The organism is Pseudomonas putida (assembly GCF_002906855.1).
Taxonomy (GTDB): Bacteria; Pseudomonadota; Gammaproteobacteria; order Pseudomonadales; family Pseudomonadaceae; genus Aquipseudomonas; species Aquipseudomonas putida_N.
Window position 1 is genome coordinate 2225341 of sequence record NZ_MINI01000028.1, and the last position, 20544, is coordinate 2245884.

Annotated in this window: 15 protein-coding genes and 1 pseudogene; 11 read left to right on the plus strand and 5 right to left on the minus strand. The window is 65.3% G+C overall.

The window, feature by feature from the left end:
* The first annotated feature begins 59 nt into the window (after positions 1–59).
* From BGP85_RS10735 to qhpG, 5 genes and pseudogenes are all read left to right on the plus strand, one after another.
* The gene (locus tag BGP85_RS10735; RefSeq protein ID WP_103447142.1) at positions 60–1973 is read left to right on the plus strand and encodes a sigma-54-dependent Fis family transcriptional regulator; all 1914 of its coding nucleotides are present in this window, start codon (positions 60–62) and stop codon (positions 1971–1973) included.
* Between the two features lie 49 nt (positions 1974–2022).
* Positions 2023–2716: pseudogene (locus BGP85_RS29205) on the plus strand (ABC transporter ATP-binding protein); the annotation flags it as partial.
* 174 nt (positions 2717–2890) lie between these two features.
* Positions 2891–3592, plus strand: coding sequence for an ATP-binding cassette domain-containing protein (locus BGP85_RS29210; protein ID WP_258035885.1), 702 nt, complete (start codon positions 2891–2893; stop codon positions 3590–3592).
* Entirely contained in the window at positions 3582–4253 is a 672-nt protein-coding gene (gene qhpE, locus BGP85_RS10745) for a subtilisin-like serine protease QhpE (protein WP_103447143.1), read from the plus strand. Before BGP85_RS29210 ends, qhpE begins: the two co-directional genes overlap by 11 nt.
* Entirely contained in the window at positions 4246–5571 is a 1326-nt protein-coding gene (qhpG, locus tag BGP85_RS10750) for a flavin-dependent monooxygenase QhpG (protein WP_103448243.1), read from the plus strand. The genes qhpE and qhpG overlap by 8 nt, the downstream gene beginning before the upstream one ends.
* Here the strand turns inward: qhpG and BGP85_RS10755 are convergent.
* The gene (locus BGP85_RS10755) at positions 5535–7028 is read right to left on the minus strand and encodes an aldehyde dehydrogenase family protein (protein ID WP_103447144.1); all 1494 of its coding nucleotides are present in this window, start codon (positions 7026–7028) and stop codon (positions 5535–5537) included. The two genes, qhpG and BGP85_RS10755, sit on opposite strands and share 37 nt — an antisense overlap.
* A 445-nt stretch (positions 7029–7473) precedes the next feature.
* On the opposite strand from BGP85_RS10755, the gene peaA reads away from it, so the two are divergent.
* The 5 genes from peaA to BGP85_RS10780 all read left to right on the plus strand — a co-directional run bounded on the left by peaA (position 7474) and on the right by BGP85_RS10780 (position 13795).
* A complete protein-coding gene (peaA, locus tag BGP85_RS10760) occupies positions 7474–9039 on the plus strand; it encodes a quinohemoprotein amine dehydrogenase subunit alpha (RefSeq protein ID WP_103447145.1) in 1566 nt (521 codons plus the stop codon).
* Between the two features lie 49 nt (positions 9040–9088).
* Positions 9089–10519 (plus strand): quinohemoprotein amine dehydrogenase maturation protein, encoded by a 1431-nt coding sequence (gene peaB / locus BGP85_RS10765; RefSeq protein ID WP_103447146.1) that lies wholly within the window; start codon positions 9089–9091, stop codon positions 10517–10519.
* 1 nt (position 10520) lies between these two features.
* Complete coding sequence (gene qhpC, locus BGP85_RS10770; RefSeq protein WP_027916687.1) at positions 10521–10844, plus strand: quinohemoprotein amine dehydrogenase subunit gamma; 324 nt, start codon at positions 10521–10523, stop codon at positions 10842–10844.
* Between the two features lie 32 nt (positions 10845–10876).
* On the plus strand, positions 10877–11998 hold the full coding sequence (gene peaD, locus BGP85_RS10775) for a quinohemoprotein amine dehydrogenase subunit beta (RefSeq protein ID WP_103447147.1): 1122 nt from the start codon (positions 10877–10879) through the stop codon (positions 11996–11998).
* Positions 11999–12121: 123 nt separating this feature from the next.
* Positions 12122–13795 (plus strand): fatty acid CoA ligase family protein, encoded by a 1674-nt coding sequence (locus BGP85_RS10780; protein ID WP_103447148.1) that lies wholly within the window; start codon positions 12122–12124, stop codon positions 13793–13795.
* Between the two features lie 240 nt (positions 13796–14035).
* Here the strand turns inward: BGP85_RS10780 and BGP85_RS10785 are convergent, their stop codons facing one another.
* From BGP85_RS10785 to BGP85_RS10800, 4 genes are all read right to left on the minus strand, one after another.
* A complete protein-coding gene (locus tag BGP85_RS10785; protein ID WP_103447149.1) occupies positions 14036–14479 on the minus strand; it encodes a hypothetical protein in 444 nt (147 codons plus the stop codon).
* 234 nt (positions 14480–14713) lie between these two features.
* On the minus strand, positions 14714–15289 hold the full coding sequence (gene mobA / locus BGP85_RS10790) for a molybdenum cofactor guanylyltransferase MobA (RefSeq protein WP_103447150.1): 576 nt from the start codon (positions 15287–15289) through the stop codon (positions 14714–14716).
* Between the two features lie 61 nt (positions 15290–15350).
* On the minus strand, positions 15351–18473 hold the full coding sequence (locus BGP85_RS10795) for an efflux RND transporter permease subunit (RefSeq protein WP_103447151.1): 3123 nt from the start codon (positions 18471–18473) through the stop codon (positions 15351–15353).
* Between the two features lie 11 nt (positions 18474–18484).
* Entirely contained in the window at positions 18485–19654 is a 1170-nt protein-coding gene (locus BGP85_RS10800; RefSeq protein ID WP_103447152.1) for an efflux RND transporter periplasmic adaptor subunit, read from the minus strand.
* 184 nt (positions 19655–19838) lie between these two features.
* Between BGP85_RS10800 and BGP85_RS10810 the strand changes: the two genes are divergently transcribed.
* A complete protein-coding gene (locus BGP85_RS10810) occupies positions 19839–20540 on the plus strand; it encodes a response regulator transcription factor (RefSeq protein WP_103447153.1) in 702 nt (233 codons plus the stop codon).
* Positions 20541–20544 lie beyond the last annotated feature (4 nt).

Consider the following 20544-nt stretch of genomic DNA (forward strand, 5'->3'; position numbering starts at 1 on the left):
ACTGCGGAAAAATTCCCAAGCCCGTAGCCCTGACCCAAGGGCCACAGCTGGAGCAAAAAATGGCGCGACAATTTCCCATAACAAACGCCCAAGACCCGCTGCAGGAATCCCGCCAGGCCCGCCTGCGCCTGGCCCACGAAGGCGAGCTGCCGCTGGGCATGCTGCGCGACGAAATCGACGCCTCCTGGCGCCGCAGCCTCGGCCATGGCCTGGATTGCCTGCAGGGCGAGCAGGTCGGCCTGGGCCTGGAACAGGGCCATGACCTGCGTACGCTGCTGGAACGCAACCGGCTGCTGGTGGACGCGGTCACCCCCGAGCTGGACTACCTGGTCTCGCGCCAGGGCAAAGCCGGCATCATCATCCTCGGTGATGCCCAGGCCAACGTGCTGGCCATCGAAGGGCAGAAGCATGTGCTGCAACGCGAAGGCCTGCGCGACCTGCAACCCGGCAGTTGCTGGAGCGAATCGCTGCGCGGCACCAACGCCATCGGCACCGCCGTGGTCGAAGGCCGGCCGACGCTGATCAACTGCGGCGAGCACTACCTCGACCGCCTGAGCCCGTTCTCCTGTACCTCGGTGCCGCTGCGCGACCCACGCGGCGAAGTGATCGGCGTGCTCGACATTACCCGTGAAGGGGTCATGGCCCAGCCGCAGGACAGCTTGAGCATGCTGATGCTGGCGGCCGGTAATATCGAGAGCCGGATGTTCGGCCTGTGCCACCCCGAGCAGTTGGTGCTGGCCTTTCACAGCCGCCCGCAATACCTCAACAGTGCCTGGCACGGCCTGCTGGCCCTGAGCCTGGACGGCGAGGTGCTGGCCGCCAACGACAACGCTTGCCAACTGCTCCAGGTGCCGCGCCAGGGCCTGATCGGGCGCCGCAGCAGCGACCTGCTGGGTGAGCGCTCACCGGCCTTCATCGCCCGTCTGTGGCAGGGCGGTGTGAGCAACGTGCAAACGGCCAAGGGCGAATTCTTCTTCCGGGCGCTGCAGCTGCCGCGGCACAGCCCGCTCAATGGCAGTGCGGCGCAGGCCAGGCCGGCAGCGGCCAACAAGACACCCGCGCTGGATGCCCTGGCCGGCGCTGATGCGCGGCTGGCGCGCAACCTGCGCATGGCCCGCCAGGGCCTGGGCAACGGTTTGCCGGTGTTGCTGCTGGGCGAGACCGGTACCGGCAAGGAAGTCGTGGCCCGTGCCCTGCACCAGGCCAGCCCGCGGGCCGACAAGCCGTTCGTTGCGGTCAACTGCGCGGCGATTCCCGAGGGGCTGATCGAGTCCGAACTGTTCGGCTACCGCGAGGGCGCCTTCACCGGCTCGCGCCGGGGCGGCATGGTCGGGCGGCTGATGCAGGCCCATGGCGGCACGCTGTTCCTCGACGAAATCGGTGACATGCCGCTGGCCCTGCAGGCGCGGCTGTTGCGCGTGCTGCAGGAACGCCGGGTGGCGCCGCTGGGCGCGGGCGACGAGCAGGACATCGACGTGGCGCTGATCTGCGCCACCCACCGCGACCTCAAGCGCCTGGTACAGGAACAGCACTTTCGCGAAGACCTGTACTACCGGGTCAACGGCGTGTCCCTGCGCCTGCCGGCGCTGCGCGAGCGTGATGACCTGGCGAGCATCATCGAGGGCTTGCTGGACAAGTCCGGCGCCAAGGGCGTGAGCCTCGACCCGGCCCTGGCGGCGCTGCTCGAAGGCTTCGACTGGCCGGGCAACATCCGCCAGCTGGAAATGGTCGTGCGCACCGCCCTGGCCATGCGCGAGGACGGCGAGCAGGTGCTGACCCTCGACCACCTGACCGATTGCCTGCTGGAAGAACTGGCCAGCGGCGCGACGCCCTCCGGCAGTCTCAAGGACAACGAACTGGAATTGATCCGTGGCGCCCTGGCGCGCCACCAGGGCAATGTCTCGGCCGCCGCTGAAGCGCTGGGCATCAGCCGGGCGACGCTGTACCGCAAGCTCAAGCAGTTGCGCGGCTGACATGGGCAACCTATTCGCCAGGCTGGTGGAGTCCAGCAACCCACTACTCATGCGCCAGGCCCTGACCTGGCTGTATGGTTTCGTCCGCCCCCATCGACGGGCCATCGGCGTGCTGCTGGGCTTGTCCTTCGGCGCTTCGCTGCTGGCCCTGGTACAACCCTGGCTGGTCAAGACACTGATCGACGAAGGCCTGCTGGCCAAGGATTATCAGACCCTCTGGCACATGGCAGCGATCATGATTGGCGCCGGGCTGCTGGGCACGGTGCTGGCGGGCGTCAATCGCTACCTGCATACACGCCTGTCGGGGCGCATTCTGTTCGCCCTGCGTGATGACCTGTACCGCCATCTGCAGCAACTGTCGCCGACTTTCTACGGGCGTCGGCGTACCGCTGATGCTGTCCTGGCAACTGTCGCTGCTGCTGGCACTGTTGATCCCGATTGAAGTGCTGTGGCTGCGCTGGATGCGGCGCAAGGTCGAGCGCGAGGTGCGCAACCTGCGCGAGCGCTCGGCTGATGTTTCGTCGTTTCTGGTTGAGACCCTGCCGGCGATGAAGTTCATCCAGGCGTCCGGCCAGCAGAACCGCGAGGCCGGGCGCCTGGACCAGCTGGGGCAGGGCTATATGCGCCAGTTGCTCAAAGTGCAGGTGACCGAGTTCTTCACCCAGGCAATCCCCGGCACCCTGACCTCGTGGTGCCGCGCCTGCGCGTTCCTGGTCGGTGGCTGGTGGGTGATCCAGGGCACCTGGCAGCTCGGTGCGCTGATCGCGTTTTCCACCTACATGGGCATGGCGGTCGGCCCGGTGCAGAGCCTGTTGGGCCTGTACGTTGCGGTGCAACGCATGGCGGTGAGCCTGAGCCGGGTGATGGAGTTGAAGCAGGAAGCGGTGGCCGTGCGCGAGGCCGACTCGCCCAGGCCGATGCCAGAAGGGCCGGGCGAGCTGCGCCTGGAAGGCGTCAGCTTTGCCCATGACGGGCGCCAGGGCGCGGTGTTGGCGCAGGTCGATGCCTGTATTGCCGGTGGCCTGAAGGTGGCCATCAGCGGTGCTTCCGGCGTCGGCAAATCGACCCTGATCGACCTGCTGCAGCGCTTCTACGACCCGGATGCCGGGCGCATCCTGCTCGATGGCGCCGACCTGCGCGAACTTGACCTGGCCGCCGTGCGCCAGCGCATCGCCGTGGTCAGCCAGGACATCGTGCTGTTCCGCGGCACCCTGGCGCAAAACCTGGCGTATGGCGCGCCGCAGGCCAGCCGTGCGGAGCTGGAGCGGGTGGTGCAACTGGCCCATCTCGACAGCCTGGTCGAAAGCTTGCCGCTGGGTTTGGACGGGCTGCTCGGCGAGCGCGGCCAGCAGCTTTCCGGCGGGCAGAAACAGCGGATCGCCATTGCCCGGGCGGTGCTGCAGGCGCCTTCGATCCTGGTGCTCGACGAGGCCACTTCGGCAGTGGACGAAGCCACCGAGCGCGAAGTGATTGCCGCCATCGACGAACTGTTCGCCGGGCGCACGCGCATCCTCATCAGCCACCGCGCCTCGACCCTGGCCGATGCCAACCTGCACCTGCACCTGCAGGGCGGGCAACTGCGCGTATTGCCCCAGGAGGTGATCAGGCATGGCCGCTGAATTCAGGGTCGGAGTGATCGACAGTGGTTGTGGGTCAGCGCAGACCTTGGTCGCTGCCCGGCGCTTCTGGCTGGACGGGGAGGTGCTGTGCGAGGGCGAGTTGCAACCGGACCGGCTCGGCCATGGCAGCGCCGTGCTGGCCAGCTTGCAAGCCGAGGCCGGCGAATTACCGCTGCTACTGGCCCAGGTATTCACCGAGCAAGGCAGCACCAGTGCCCTGCAGGTCGCCGCCGGGTTGTTCTGGCTGGCGGAGCAGGGCGTGACGCTGATCAATCTCAGCCTTGGCTTGCAGCAGGACCGGCCGGTGCTGCGCCAGGCCTGTGCTGAAGTGCAGCAGGCCGGCGTGCTGCTGTGCGCGTCCAGCCCGGCGCAGGGCCGTGCGGTTTACCCGGCTGCGTATCCGGGAGTTATCCGCATCACCGGCGATGCCCGTTGCGCGCCAGGGCAGTGGTCGTGGCTCGGCAGTGCCCAGGCTGATTTTGGTGGCCATGTGGGGGAGCGCGGGCGGGCCGGTGCGAGTCTGGGCTGTGCGGCGGTTAGCGGGCGGATTGCGGCGTTATTGCAGCAACGGCCCGGCCTGGACCGCCAGCAGGTATTTGCCTGGTTGCAGGCCCATGCCGCGTTCAGCGGCCCGGAGCGACGAGGTGCAGCAGATGCCTGAACCACACATCCTGGTGCTGGGCGCCGGGCCGGCTGGCGCCGCTACCGCTCTTGGCCTACGGCGGTTGGGCTACCCGGTGACGGTGGTCTGCGACTGGCGGCGTTTTGCCGCCGTGGAAGGGGTTTCGCAACGGGTGCTGGAAGGCCTGCGTCATGCCGGCCTGGGCGGCGCCCTGGCCGAGGCAGCGGTACCGGCTGCACGCCAGGTACGCTGGAATGGCCAGCATCTGCAACTCAATCAGGAGTTTTTGCTAGATCGCCAGCGTTTCGACCGCGCCTTGCGCGATGACCTGGGGCGGGCAGGGGCAACCTTGCTGGAAGGGCGCGTTCGCGAAGTTTCGCGTGCCGAGGGCTACCAGGTCCGGCTGGACGACGGGCAGGTGCTGCAGGGCGCTTTTCTGGTCGAAGCGCGCGGGCGCCAGGCGCCGTTGGCGGCCGGCCGTTTGCGTGGGCCGGAGACGGTCAGCCTGCTCAACCTCTGGCAGGCTGAGCCAGGTACACCTGCGTCGGCCGTGGAAAGCCTGGACGATGGCTGGGCCTGGATGGCCAGGCTGGCCGATGGGCGTTGCTACTGGCAGATTACGCTGGACGCCCAGGGGCTGCCGGGCAAGGCGGCGCTGCCAGAATATTGCGCCGCACGCCGACGGATGTCGGCGCTGGTGGCTGAGTTGTTCGGTGCGCGAGCGCTGGAACCTGCACAGGTGCACGCCCGCAGCAGCACGGCGATTCTCGCCGGCGACTGCGTGGGGGATGACTGGGTACGGGTGGGCGATGCGGCGATGGCGGTTGACCCACTGTCGGGGAATGGCATTTTCCAGTCGCTGTCATCGGCGTTGCAGGCGCCGGTGGTGATCAACACCTTGCTCCGTCGGCCCGAGCGCGCGGCACTGGCGAAACAGTTTCATCAGCAGCGGATCGAGCAGCTGTTTTTGCGCTTTGCCCGCATCGGGCGGGACTTCTATGGGCAGGAGCTTGAGCGCGCAGGGCAGCCATTCTGGGAGCGCCGTCGAGGCTGGCCGGATGCGCAGCCGCTGCACTTGGCGGCGGACTGGGCGGCAGTGCAGGTGGCGCGGCGGCCGGTGTTGCGGGATGGGCTAGTGGACGAGGCTGAAGTGGTGGTGACGGCGGATCAGCCGTTGGGGGTGTGGCATTTGCAGGGGATCGAGTTGGCGCCGGTAGTCCGTGAGTTGCTGGCTGGTCGATCACCCTTGGCGGCCATGAGCAGCCTGCCAGCAGAGCATCAGAGGATGTTGATGCGCTGGCTGGCAGACCAGGGTGCAGCTCAGAGCTTGATCAGCACTGACTTCAACTCGGTGTAGTGTTCGATGGCCGCAGCGCCCATCTCACGGCCGACACCGGACATCTTGTAGCCGCCGAACGGCAGCGCCGGGTCCAGCGCGCTGTGGCAGTTGACCCACACCGACCCCGACTTGATCCGGGGAATCATCCGGTGCACTGCGCCCAGGTCATTGGACCAGATGCTCGCGCCCAGGCCGTAAGGGTTGTCGTTGGCCATGCCGATCACTTCGTCGATGTCGTCGAACGGCATTGCCACCAGCACCGGCCCGAAGATCTCCTCCTGCACCAGGCGATGGCGCTGGTCGACGTCGACGATCACCGTCGGCTTGACGAAGTAACCCGGACCGAACCCTTCACCGCCACAGGCGATGGTCGCGCCCAGCTCGCGGCCTAGTTCGATGTAGCCGGTCACCCGGTCCTGCTGCTTGGCCGAGATCAATGGGCCCATCTGCACCGCCGGGTCCAGGCCGCTGCCGAGCTTCATGCCGTTGGCGATGCCGGCGATGTCGGCCACCACGTTGTCGAAGTGCTTGCGGTGCACATACAGGCGCGAGCCTGCGCAGCACACCTGGCCCTGGTTGAAGAAGATCGCCGTGGCGGCGCCGGCGGCGGCTTCCTGCAGGTTGGCGTCGGGCATGACGATGGTCGGCGACTTGCCGCCGAGTTCCAGGGTGACGCGGGTCATGTTGTCCATGGCCGCCTTGCCGATCAGCTTGCCCACTTCGGTGGAGCCGGTGAAGGTCAGCTTGTCCACGCCCGGGTGGCGGCTCAGCGCGGCACCGGCGTTCAGGCCGGTGCCGGTGATCACGTTGAATACCCCGGCCGGGTAGCCTGCCTCGTCCACCAGCTCGGCCAGCTTGAGCGCGGTCAGCGGGGTTTCGTCGGCCGGCTTGAGCACCACGGTGCAGCCGGTGGCCAGGGCCGGGCCGAGCTTCCAGCAAGCCAGCAGCAGCGGGAAGTTCCAGGCGACGATGGCGCCGACCACACCCACGGCTTCGCGGCGCACGAAGCCATGGAACTGGTCGTTGGGCATCAACGGCATGGACGCGTCGACGGTGCTACCCTCGATCTTGGTAGCCCAGCCGGCCATGTAGCGCAGGAAATCGATGGCCAGCTGCACGTCCATGACCTTGGCCACGGCGGCGCTCTTGCCGTTGTTCAGGCATTCCAGCTCGGCCAGCTGCTGCGCGTCGCGCTCCATCAGGTCGGCCAGGCGCCACAGCAGGTTCTGCCGCTCGCGGGGGCGCACACGGCTCCACGGCGAGTCGTCGAAGGCTTGGCGCGCGGCGCGCACAGCGCGGTCGACGTCTTCCTGCTCGGCGGCGGGCACTTCACCCAGGACTTCACCGGTGGCCGGGTTACGGAACGACAGGGTGCGGCCACTGGCGGCGTCCTGCCAGTCGGCACCGATGCGCATCTTCAGCTTGCGTTCGAGGAAGGCGCGGGTGGCGAGCAGGATGGGCAGGTCGGAAAGCATGGGGCTGTGCCTCTTGTCATTGGATGTGACCGGTATAAGCGCAATGGCCGTGCCAAGGTCGGCCGATGGCCGCAAGGTGCTGAACTGCCTGGGTTTTGCCGTTGTGCAAGGTTGGGATTGCAGGGCTGCGCTGTTGCACATTGAGACGGTTTGAGACGGTGATGAAACACCGCCGCTCCCACTGGCTCGGTCACTGTAGGAGCGGGCTTGTCCCGCGAATGGGCTGCGCAGAAGGCCCTGTCTCACGATGAAACACCTTGTCGCGAAATGGCACGCTCCGACCACTTGGCCAGCAGGGCCACATAGCTGGGTGGAGGCGCTAAAAGCCTGAAATACAACGCCTTTGCAGCACTTGGCACAGTTTCTGTATCACAACCGTCACATGCACACCTGCTGTACCAAAGCGTGTGAAAACGATAAGAACAACAACCGTGGAGGTCTGACCTTGAAGACGACTCGACTCCGGCGGCATGCGGGCAAACTGGCGCTGGTCGCCGCCGCACTGCTGGGCACCCAGGCCATGGCGGCCGAGCAGGGCCCGAGCCTGTTGCAGAACAAGTGCATGGGGTGCCATATCCCCGAGGGCAACGATACCTACAGCCGCATCAGCCACCAGCGCAAGACCCCGGAAGGCTGGCTGATGAGCATCGCCCGCATGCAGGTCATGCATGGCCTGCAGATCAGCGACGACGATCGTCGCAGCCTGGTCAAGTACCTGGCTGACAAACAAGGCCTGGCGCCAAGCGAGACCGATGGCGTGCGCTACGCCATGGAACGCCGGCTCAACACCGTCGAACACTTCGATACCCAGCTCAGCGAAACCTGTGGCCGCTGCCACTCCGGTGCCCGTGTCGCTCTGCAGCGGCGCCCGGCGCAGGAATGGGAACACCTGATCAACTTCCACCTCGGCCAGTGGCCGTCCCTCGAATACCAGGCGCAGGCGCGTGACCGCGACTGGCTGGAAATCGCCCTCAAGCAAGTGGTACCGGACCTGGCCAAGCGCTTCCCGCTGGACAGCCCGGCCTGGGCCGCCTGGCAGAAAGCCAAGCCGACCGCCGATGCGCTGCCAGGGCAGTGGGCGTTCAGCGGCCACATGCTGGCCAAGGGCGATGTGCGTGGGGTGATGACGGTGGTTGCCGACCAGGGCGACACCTTCAAGGTCGAGGTAAAAGGCAACTACGCCGACGGCACGCCGTTCAACGGCAGTGGTTCGGCGATGCTCTACAACGGCTACGAATGGCGCGGCAACGTCAAGGTCGGCGACAGCAACCTGCGCCAGGTGTTTGCTGCGCTGGACGGCGAAATGAAAGGCCGCATGTTCGAGGCCGATCACGATGAGCGCGGCCTGGACTTCACGGCTGCACAAGAAGGCAAGGCCCGCCTGCTGGCGGTGCAGCCAGCGTTCATCAAGGCTGGTGGTGAGAGTGAGATCACCTTGGTCGGCACCGGCCTGGCCGGCAAGCCTGACCTGGGGGCTGGGGTGGAGGTGACCGAGGTGCTGGAACAGACCCCGACCCTGGTGCGCGTGAAGGCCCGCGCTGCGGCCGACGCCAAGCCTGGCCGGCGCGAAGTGGCGGTGGGGGAACTCAAGGGCGTCGACCTGGCGGTCTACGACAAGGTCGAGGAAGTGAAGGTGGTGCCGGCGTTCTCCATCGCCCGTATCGGCGAGAACGGTGCTTCGGTGCCCAAGGTCCAGGGCCGTTTCGAAGCCGAAGCCTGGGGCAAGGACGCCAGTGGCCAGCCGCTGCGTATCGGCTACCTGCCGGCCACTTGGGCGGTCGAACCGTTCAACGAGCGCGCCGCCGAGGACGAGGATGTCAAGTTCGCCGGGCAGATGCAGGCCGACGGCGTGTTCGTGCCAGGCGGCGCAGGCCCTAACCCGGCGCGCAAGATGGGCACCAACAACGCCGGTAACCTGAAGGTCATCGCCACCCTTGCCGATGGCGGCCAGAAGGGCGAAGGCCACATGATCGTCGCGGTGCAACGCTGGAACAACCCGCCGCTGCCGTAAGGGCAGGGCAAGACGGTTTTTCCAACGGATCGATTATCGGGAGGTCGCCATGGGCGCGCTACTGAACCTGGTCGAACGCAACCTGCACGAAGTGCAGGTCGATGCCGACCGCATGCTGTTCCATATCCCCAGCAGTTCGCTGTTCACCGCCGACGCGGTGACCGGCGGCATCATCGACACCCTGCGCCAGCAAGGCTGCTCGGCCGAGGAGCTGATGCAGCGCCTTGGCCAGCAATTTGCCGGTGATGATATCCAGGACACCCTGCGCGAGCTGATCGCGCTGGAGCTGGTCAGTGACGGCTCGCCGCTGACCCCGGAAATCGCCTTCAAGCAGGTCGAGCGCACGGCGCTGAACACCGTGGTGCTCAACGTCAACACCGGCTGCAACCTCAGCTGCACCTACTGCTACAAGGAAGATCTGGACAAACCGTCCGCCGGCAAGAAGATGAGCACCGCCACCGCCGAAGCCTCGGTGGAGATGCTGCTCAAGGAATCGCCCAACGAGGAACGCTACAGCGTGGTGTTCTTCGGCGGCGAGCCGCTGTCCAACCGGCCGCTGATCGAGCACATGGTCGCCTACTGCGAGCGGCGCTTTGCCGAAGCCGGCAAGCAGGTGGAATTCATCATGACCACCAACGCGACCCTGCTCACCGAAGAGATCATCGACTGGCTCAACGCCCACCGCTTCGGCCTGTCGATCAGCATCGATGGCCCGAAGACTGTGCACGACCGCAACCGTATCACCGTGGGCGGGCAGGGCACCTATGACGTGGTGCGACGCAAGGCCGACCTGCTGCTGTCGCGCTACACCAGCCGCCCGGTGGGCGCGCGGGTGACGCTGACCCGTGGCATCACCGACGTCGAGACCATCTGGAACCACCTGTTCAACGAAATGGGCTTCGCCGAAGTCGGCTTTGCCCCGGTCACCTCCGGCGACATGGCCGATTTCAACCTCACCGGTGAAGAGTTGGTGCAGGTGTTCGCCAACATGAAGGCGTTGGGCCGCCAATACCTGGAGGCGGCGCTGGAGCATCGGAATATCGGTTTTTCCAACCTGCACCAGTTGATCACCGACATCCATGAAGGCCACAAGAAGGCCCTGCCGTGTGGTGCCGGGCTGAAGATGCTGGCCGTGGACCACGAGGGCGAGCTGAACCTGTGCCACCGCTTTACCGGCTCCAGCCTGCCGACCTTCGGCAACGTGCACCAGGGCGTGAAGCAGGCGCAGCTCAACGACTTCCTGTCGCAGCGCCTGGACCGCAGCAACACCGGCTGCGAGAGCTGCCGCATCCGCAACCTGTGCTCTGGCGGCTGCTACCACGAGAGCTACGCCCGCTACGGCGACCCGCAGCACCCGACCTACCACTACTGCGAGTTGATGCGCGATTGGGTCGACTTCGGCATCGAGGTCTACAGCCGCATCATGGCCGCCAACCCGGCCTTCATCGACCGTTACATCACCCCGCGGAAGGCGCACTGACATGAAGCACTTGAAGCCCCTGAACAACAAGGCGCGCATCCTCGAGCAGGCCGCCGCCGAAGACCGCGTCGAAGAAGTCATGGCCATGAGCGCGGTGGCCGGCTGCACCGCCACCACCGACCCGGGTTGGGAAGTGGACGCCTTTGGCGGCGTCAGCTCGCTGTGCCAGCCGATGGAGGCCGACCTGTACGGTTGTTCCGACCCTTGCTGGTGGCCGGCCCAGGTGCCGGACATGATGAGCACCTACCAGGACTGGAACGCCCAGGCGAACAACTCCCAGGAAGACTGGCGCAACCTCGGCACCGTGTTCCCGAAAGACAAGTGACCGGCCCAACAAGAATGACAAGGGGAAACCGCATGAAAGCTGGACGCTGCGCGCAACTCGCGCTGACCATCGCCGCCACGGCCTGCGCCTGGGCGGTACAGGCCGATGATGCCGGGCCGGCCCTCAAGGCTGGCCAGGAATACCTGATCACCACCAACTACCCGAACAACCTGCACGTCATCGACGTGGCCAGCGACACGCTGTACAAAAGCTGCCAGATGCCCGACAAGTTCGGCCCTGGTACCGCGATGATGGCGCCGGACAACCGCACCGCCTATGTGCTCAACAATCACTATGCCGACATCTACGGCATCGATCTGGACACCTGCAAGACCACCTTCCACGCCAACCTGTCCAGCGTGCCGGGGGAAGTCGGCAAGTCGATGTACTCGTTCGCCCTGAGCCCCGATGGCAAAGAGGTGTACGCCACGGTCAACCCGACCCAGCGCCTGAATGACCACTACGTGGTCAAGCCGCCGCGCCTGGAGGTGTTCAGCACCGCTGCCGGCCTGGAGGCCAAGCCGGTGCGTACCTTCCCGATGCCGCGCCAGGTCTACCTGATGCGCGCCGCTGACGATGGCAGCCTGTTCGTCGCCGGGCCGGACATCTACAAGATGGACGTCAAGACTGGCAAGTACACGGTGGCCTTGCCGCTGCGCAACTGGCACCGCAAAGGCTATAGCGCCCCGGATGTGTTGTACTTCTGGCCGCACCAGAGCCCGCGCCATGAGTTCTCGATGCTCTACACCATTGCCAAGTTCAAGGATGCCAAGCAGGACCTGAACGAGGCCGAGCTGCTGTACGGCTACCTGAGCGTCGACCTCAAGACCGGCAAGACCCACACCCAGGAATTTGCCGACCTGACCGAGCTGTACTTTACCGGCCTGCGTTCGCCGAAGGATCCGAACCAGATCTACGGCGTGCTCAACCGCCTGGCCAAGTACGACATCAAGCAGCGCAAGCTGATCAAGGCGGCTAATCTGGAGCACACCTATTACTGCGTGACCTTCGACAAGAAGGGCGACAAGTTGTACCTGGGCGGCACCTTCAACGACCTGGCGGTGTTCGACCCCGAGACCCTGGAGAAGGTGAAGAACATCAAGTTGCCGGGCGGTGACATGTCCACCACCACGCCGCAGGTGTTCATCCGCTAGATCGGTGTTGGCCTCTTCGCGGGACAAGCCCGCTCCTACAGGGGGTAGTCGATCTCCTGTAGGAGCGGGCTTGTCCCGCGAAGAGGACAGTCCAGACAACACAAAAACAACAAGAGAGCGCCCATGCCCCAGCCAAGTTACTCCCAGGGCAATCAGGACAAATCCCTGCTCAGCCAGTGCATCGGCGACGCCTTCGACTCCACAGTCGCCCGTTTCCCCGACCGCGAAGCGCTGGTGGTCCGCCACCAGGCCCAGCGCTACACCTGGCAGCAACTGGCCGAAGCTGTCAACCAGCACGCCCGCGCCCTCATGGCCCTGGGCGTGCAACCCGGCGACCGCTTGGGGATCTGGGCACCCAACTGCGCTGAATGGTGCATCACCCAGTTCGCCAGCGCCAAGGTCGGTGCGATCCTGGTCAACATCAACCCGGCCTATCGCTCCAGCGAGCTGGACTACGCCCTCGGCCAGTCCGGTTGCCGCTGGGTGATCTGCGCCGACGCCTTCAAGACCTCCGATTACCACGCCATGCTGCTGGGTCTGATCCCGGGGCTGGCAGCCGGCCAGCCCGGCGCCCTGGTCTGCGAGTGCTTCCCCGAACTGCGCGGGGTCGTCAGCCTGGCCGCTGCTCCGCCACCTGGCTTCCTTGCCTGGCACGACCTGCAGGCCCGTGCCGAGTCCGTCAGCCGTGAAGCCTTGGCCGAGCGCCAAGCGCAACTGCGCTGCGACGACCCGATCAACATTCAGTACACCTCAGGCACCACCGGCTTTCCCAAGGGTGCCACGCTCAGCCACAGCAACATCCTCAACAACGGCTACATGGTCGGCGAAAGCCTTGGCCTGACCGAACACGATCGGCTGGTCGTACCGGTGCCGTTGTACCACTGCTTCGGCATGGTCATGGCCAACCTCGGTTGCATGACCCACGGCAGCACGCTGATCTCCCCCAATGATGCTTTCGACCCATTGGCGACCCTACGCGCCGTGGCCGAGGAAAAGGCCACGGCACTGTATGGCGTGCCGACCATGTTCATCGCCGAACTGGACCACCCGCAGCGTGGCGACTTCGACCTGTCGAGCCTGCGCACGGGGATCATGGCCGGTGCTACCTGCCCCATCGAAGTGATGCGCCGGGTGATCGGGGAGATGCACATGGCCGAGGTGCAGATTGCATACGGCATGACCGAGACCAGCCCAGTGTCGCTGCAGACCGGCCCCGACGATGACCTGGAGCGCCGGGTGACCAGCGTCGGCCGCACCCAGCCACGGCTGGAGAGCAAGGTGATCGACGCCGACGGAGCCACCGTGCCCCGTGGCGAGATCGGCGAGCTGTGTACCCGTGGTTATAGTGTGATGTTGGGTTACTGGAACAACCCCAAGGCCACTGCCGAAAGCATCGATGAAGAGGGCTGGATGCGCACCGGCGACCTGGCGGTGATGGACGAGCAGGGCTATGTGCGTATTGTCGGGCGCAGCAAGGACATGATCATTCGCGGCGGCGAGAACATCTACCCGCGGGAGCTGGAAGAGTTCTTCTTCACCCACCCGGCGGTGGCCGATGTGCAGGTGATCGGCGTGCCGTGCAGCAAGTATGGCGAAGAGATCGTCGCCTGGGTGCGTTTGCATCCGGGGCATACCGCCAGCGCGGATGAACTGCGCGAATGGGCGAAGGCGCGGATCGCGCACTTCAAGGTGCCCCGGTATTTCCGCTTCGTCGATGAGTTCCCGATGACGGTGACCGGCAAGGTGCAGAAATTCAGGATGCGTGAGATTACTCTTGAGTCGCTGCCAGAGCGCTAGGGACTTTCCGATCAAGTCAGCACAGGCCATCTGACCTGTGCTGGAATAGCCCTCCGTCACACGGCGCAACTGACCACGCTGTTTGCCCTGTCGAATCTGTGGATGGTGCGCCGACAATTATTGCCTGGAGCGGGAGAGGTGCGCCCGTGAGGGCAGGAAACCAAGGCTGTGCCTTGGTTATCCAAGAGTCAGCGGCTGAAAATCGGGTTTTTCGGCCTCTCCAAACCGTCCATTTATTTTTCAGTAGACGACTGAAACCATGCGGGGTTGATTGGCGTCATCCGTTGCGGCGCGCTCACATTTCATGACCCGTATGCCCCGCGTGATGACTTCCTCGTCAGCTTTTACGTGATAGATGTCGGACAGCGGGCATATGGCAGTGGTGGTGTTCTGGACGATCACCCTTATCTGGAAAGTACCCGTAGCGTGGCCCGTAGATTGAATAGGCGCGAAGATCAGAAGCTCATTGCCATTTACCTGGCTTTCAAGGCTGTTGCTGAAAGTGATGAGGTTTGCCGACTTTGCATTCTCGATTTTGTAATGTGTATAGGCCAGGGGTGGTTGGAGGGCGGGGAGCTTTTCATTCAGGGTGGTTTTGTCGAGGTCAATCGGGTATCCGTTGCTACCCTCGCCATCGCTGTACAAAGTCAGCAGCGGCTTTTTCACATTGTCTTTGGTGCTCATGGCGGCTCTCCGAATGTCGAGGCGGTTCAACGGTGTCGAGTCTGACCCAACGGGTGTTTATTGCTTTCTCAATAGGGAGCCTAACCAGTCGTTTTTGAGGTGTCACCTGGCATTTCTGATAGGTGCTTCAGCGCTGCCAGAGGTATTCATTACGGTGGTTGAAATGCAGCTGCGCGGCGCGTTCCGACTGGACCGCACCCTGGCATGGCCGCTCCTGCTCAGGCCGTGCAGGCTTCAGCCTTGCAACAATTCCGGGCTGTTGAAATTGCTCAACCTGCGATCATTGTCGGCACACTCCACCCCTTGCACGGCTTCGCGCAGCAAGGCCTTTTGCAAACTCCGCTCACCCGCCGCCCAGGCCTGCTCCAGCACCGGCAACAACCGGCGCGGCAGGACACTGAACATCGGCTGCCAATACCCGCCCTGGCGCACCATCGCAGCACTGTCACCGGACGCTGCGACTTCCCGCAGCGCGTCGATCAATGCCCGGTCAACCAACGGTGCATCACAGGCCAGCAGCACCACCCACTCATGCCTGGCCACCCTCAGACCGGCAATTACCCCGGCCAGCGGCCCGGGGAAGTCCGCGTCGGCATCGCCCACCAATTGATCGGCATAAGTGGCATAGGCCTGCTGGTTGCGGTTGCAGGAAATCACCAGGTCATCACTGAGCGGCCGCACGGTACGTTGGATATGCGCAATCAACGGCTCGCCGCGCCATTCCAGCAGGCCTTTGTCGCGGCCACCCATGCGCTGGCCGCGGCCACCGGCGAGAATCAGGACGGAGCAGGGGGGCAGGGCATCAGGCATGAAAAAGGGTTCCGGGCAGTCAATGCCCGGAACCCTCTCATTCAACGCCCGGCTTGTCCAGTCAGGCTTCGCGGGTCTGCGGCTGTTCGGCCTTGCTGCGGCCGCGCCCGGCCAGGCGCATCACCACCACGAAGAACACCGGTACGAACACCACCGCCAACGTGGCGCTGAGCATCCCGCCGATCACCCCGGTGCCGATCGCCTGCTGGCTTGCCGAGCTGGCTCCGGTGGCAATGGCCAGGGGCACCACGCCAAGGATGAACGCTAGCGAGGTCATGACGATCGGCCGCAGTCGCAGGCGGGCGGCCTGTACGGCGGCGTCGGCGGCGTCCACGCCCTGGTCGACCAGGTGCTTGGCGAACTCGATGATCAGGATGGCGTTCTTCGCCGATAGGCCGATCAGGGTGATCAGGCCGACCTTGAAGAACACGTCGTTGGGCATGCCGCGCAGGGTCACCGCCAACACTGCGCCGAGCACGCCGAGCGGTACCACCAGCAGCACGGCGGTGGGGATCGACCAGCTTTCGTACAGCGCCGCCAGGCACAGGAACACTACCAGCAATGACAACGCCATCAGCACCGGGGCCTGGCTGCCGGAGAGGCGTTCCTGTAATGACAGGCCGGTCCATTCCAGGCCGGTACCGGCCGGCAGCTGGGCGACCAGGCGCTCAATCTCGGCCATGGCTTCACCCGAGCTGTAGCCCGCCGCCGGTTCACCGGAAATCGCCACCGCCGGGTAGCCGTTGTAGCGGGTCAGCTGCACCGGGCCGCTGACCCACCTGGCCTGGACGAACGCGCCCAGGGGCACCATCTTGCCGCTGTTGTTGCGCACGTGGATCTTCAGCAGGTCTTCCACCTGGCTGCGCTGGTCACCCTCGGCCTGCACCACCACCCGCTGCATGCGGCCCTGGTTGGGGAAGTCGTTGACGTAGCTGGAGCCGACGGCAACGTCCAGCACCGAGCCGATGTCGGCGAACGACACGCCCAGGGCGTTGGCCTGGCGGCGGTCGATCTCCAGCTGCACCTGCGGGCTTTCGGCCAGCGAAGACTCGCGCACGTTGGCCAGCACCTTGCTCTTGTGTGCACCGGCCAGCAGTTCGTCACGGGCGGCCATCAGCGCCTCATGGCCCATGCCGCCGCGGTCCTGCAGGCGGAACTCAAAGCCGGTCGACTCGCCCAGGCCGTCGATCGGCGGTGGCAGCACCGAGTAGGCCACGGCGTCCTTGAGCTGGGTAAAGGCCAGGGTTGCCCGGTCTGCGATCGATTGAGCACTGTCGTCGGCACCACGTTCGGACCAGTCCTTGAGCGTGGTGAAGGCCAGCGCGGCATTCTGGCCACTGCCCGAGAAGCTGAAACCGAGGATCAGCGTGGTGTTGTCCACGCCCGGCTCGTCGGTGTTGTGCGCCTCGATCTGGGCGGCAACCTGCTCGGTGCGCATGCGGCTGGCGCCCGGCGGCAGCTGGATATCGGTAATGGTGTAGCCCTGGTCTTCGGTGGGCAGGAACGCCGTGGGTAGCTGGCTGAAACCATAACCCAGCACGGCCAGCAGCACGCCATACACCAACAGGTAGCGGCCACTGCGCTTGAGCGCTTGCAGCACCCAGCGCTGGTAACCGTTGCTCATGCTTTCGAAGCGGCGGTTGAACCAGCCGAAGAAGCCTTTGCGCTCATGGTGTTCGCCCTTAGCCAGCGGTTTGAGCAGGGTGGCGCACAGGGCTGGGGTCAGGCTCAGGGCGAGGAAGGCCGAGAACAGGATCGACACCGCCATCGACAGCGAGAACTGCTGGTAGATCACCCCCACCGAGCCTTTCATGAAGGCCATCGGCAGGAACACCGCCACCAGCACCAGGGTGATGCCGACGATGGCGCCGCTGATCTGGCCCATGGCCTTGCGCGTGGCCTCCCTGGGCGGCAGGCCTTCCTCGGCCATGATCCGCTCGACGTTCTCCACCACCACGATGGCGTCGTCGACCAGGATGCCGATGGCCAGGACCATGCCGAACAAGGTCAGCACGTTGACCGAGAAACCCATGGCCAGCATCACGGCGAAGGTGCCCATCAGCGCCACCGGCACCACCAGGGTCGGGATCAGCGTATAGCGCAGGTTCTGCAGGAACAGGAACATCACCGCGAACACCAGCAGCATGGCTTCAAACAGGGTGTTGATGACCTGCTGGATCGACACCTTGACGAACGGCGAGGTGTCGTAGGGTATGTCGTACTTGACCCCCTCGGGGAAGTAGCGCGACAGGTCTTTCATCTTCGCCCGCACCAGGGTGGCGGTTTCCATGGCGTTGGCGCCCGGCGCCAGCTGCACGCTGAAGGCGGTGGCCGGCTTGCCGTTCAGGCGGGTGCCGTACTGGTATTCCTGAGCACCGATCTCGACCCGGGCGACATCGCCGACGGTGACGCTGGAACCGTCCGGGTTGGCCCGCAGGACAATGGCGGCGAACTCCTCGGGCGTGCTCAGCTGGCCCCTGACCACGACGTTGGCCGTGATTTCCTGGGTGCCGCGGGCAGGCAGGTCGCCGATGCTGCCGGGGGCGACCTGGGCATTCTGCGCGGCAATGGCTTCGGCCACGTCATTGGGGGTGAGGTTGAAGCCGATCAGCTTCTGCGGGTCGATCCAGATGCGCATGGCGCGTTCGGAGCCGTACAACTGCGCCTTGCCGACGCCCTTGAGGCGGCGGATTTCGTTCATCACGTTACGCGCGAGGATGTCGGACAGTGCTGTTTCATCGAGGCTGCCGTCCTCCGAGGTGAGGGTGCCGAGCAGCAGGAAACCGGTGGACACCTTCTCCACCTGCAGGCCTTGCTGGGTCACCTGGCGCGGCAGGCGCGACTCGACCACCTTGAGGCGGTTCTGCACATCGACCTGGGCCAGGTCGGGGTGGGTGCCGGGCTCGAAAGTGGCTGTGATGGTGGCGCTGCCCAGGCTGCTCTGCGACGAAAAGTACAGCAGGTTGTCGGCGCCGTTGAGCTCCTGCTCGATCAGGCTGACCACGCTTTCGTCCAGGGTGGCCGCCGAGGCGCCCGGGTACACGGCGTAGATTTCCACCTGCGGGGGCGCCACGTTGGGGTACTGCGCCACCGGCAGCTGGGGGATGGCCAGGGCGCCGGCAAGCAGGATGAACAGCGCGACCACCCAGGCGAAGATCGGGCGGTCGATGAAGAACTGCGGCATGGATCAGGCCCTCACTGGCCGGTGTGCTGGACGATGGACTGGGCGTCGGGGTCGACCTGAACCTGGTCGCCCGGTTTGACGTGCTGCAGGCCTTCGACCACCACCCGCTCACCGGGCGCCAGGCCCTCGGTGACCGGCCAGCGATCACCCTGGGCGTTCCCCAGCACTACCTGGCGTTCGCTGATGCGCGACTGCGCGTCGACCACCAGCACCTTCGGCACCCCGGCGCTGTCACGCAGGATGGCCCGCTGCGGCACGCTCAGGCCTTTGGGCTGCACGGCCTGCTCCAGGCGCACGCGCACGTAGCTGCCCGGCAGCAGGTCGAGGTCCGGGTTGGGGAATTCGCTGCGCAAGGTGATCTGGTTGGTGCTCGGGTCGACACTGATGTCGGAGAACAGCAGCTTGCCCGGCAACGGGTAAGCGCTGCCATCGTCCTGAATCAGCGTGGCGCGGGCCTGGCCATCGCCGGCCTGCTGCAGTTCACCGGCGCGCAAGGCCCGGCGCAGGGCGGTGAGCTCGCGGGTCGACTGGGTGACGTCGGCGTGGATCGGGTCCAGTTGCTGGATGGTCGCCAGCGGCGTGGTCTCGTTCTGGCCGACCAGGGCGCCTTCGGTGACCAGGGCGCGGCCGATGCGCCCGGAGATTGGCGCGGTGACTGTGGCATAACCCAGGTTCAGGCGGGCGCGCTCCAGTGCCGCCTTGGCTTCGGCAACCGCCGCGTCGGCCTGGAGGAAGGCGGCGCGGGCGTTGTCGTATTCCTGGCGGCTGACCGCCTTGTCGTCGACCAGCTGGCGGTAGCGCTGCTCTTGCAGGCGCGCCTGATACAGCGTGGCCTCGGCCTTGGCCAGGGTCGCGCGGGCGCTGTCGTGGTCGGCCTTGAACGGCGCCGGGTCGATGAGGAACAGCACATCGCCCTGTTTGACGTCGCTGCCCTCGCGGTATACCCGCTTGAGCACAACGCCCGCGACGCGCGCACGCACTTCTGCCGTGCGCGGGGCGAGGATGCGCCCGCTTAGCTCGGTGCTGATGGCTAAGGGCTGCAGTTGCAGGGTCTCGACCCGGACCTGGGCCACGGGTTGTTTTTCGTCCTGCTCGGCCGCTTCGTCGCAACCGGCCAAGGGCAGGGCAAGCAGCGCCACGAGCGCCAGGGGGCGCAGCTGCGGGGGGAGGGTAATAGGCATGCGGATCTTCCGATGATGACCTTGCGTATACTAAGGCAACCGTTCCGTGGGCAGCTGTTAACACCTGTAGGACCTGTGTGAAAAAGTGTTAAGAACAGTCCTACCGATTTGTAGGTTTCTATACTCTGCAGGTACCTGTTCCGGCCTCATCGCGGATGTATCCGCTCCTACAAGCAAACCCTCTATGCCCAACATTCTTTTGGTCGAAGACGACAGCGCGCTGTCCGAGCTGATCGCCAGCTACCTGCAACGCAACGATTTCCATGTCCGGGTGATTGCCCGTGGCGACCACGTGCTGGAAGCCTTCCGGCAAGACCACCCCGACCTGGTGATTCTCGACCTGATGCTCCCCGGCATCGATGGCCTGCAACTGTGCCGCCTGCTGCGTCAGGAATCACAAAGCCTGCCGATCCTGATGCTGACCGCCCGCGATGACAGCCACGACCAAGTGCTGGGCCTGGAGATGGGCGCCGACGACTACGTGACCAAACCTTGCGAGCCACGGGTATTGCTGGCCCGCGTGCGCACCTTGCTGCGCCGCAGCAGCGTCAACGAACCGCGCCTGGACAACCATCAGATCCTTATCGGTGGCCTGCGCATCGACCTCGCCGAGCGGCTGGTCAGCTGGCGCGGCGAGGAAGTGGAACTGTCCAGCGGCGAATACAACCTGCTGGTAGTGCTGGCCCGCAATGCCGGTGTGGTACTCAGCCGTGATCGCATCCTCCAGCAGCTGCGCGGCATCGAGTTCAACGGTACCGACCGTTCGGTGGACGTGGCCATTTCCAAGCTGCGCCGCAAGTTCGATGACAGTGCCGGCGAGGCGCGCAAGATCAAGACCGTGTGGGGCAAGGGTTACCTGTTCAGCCGTGTCGAGTGGGAGTGCTGACGCA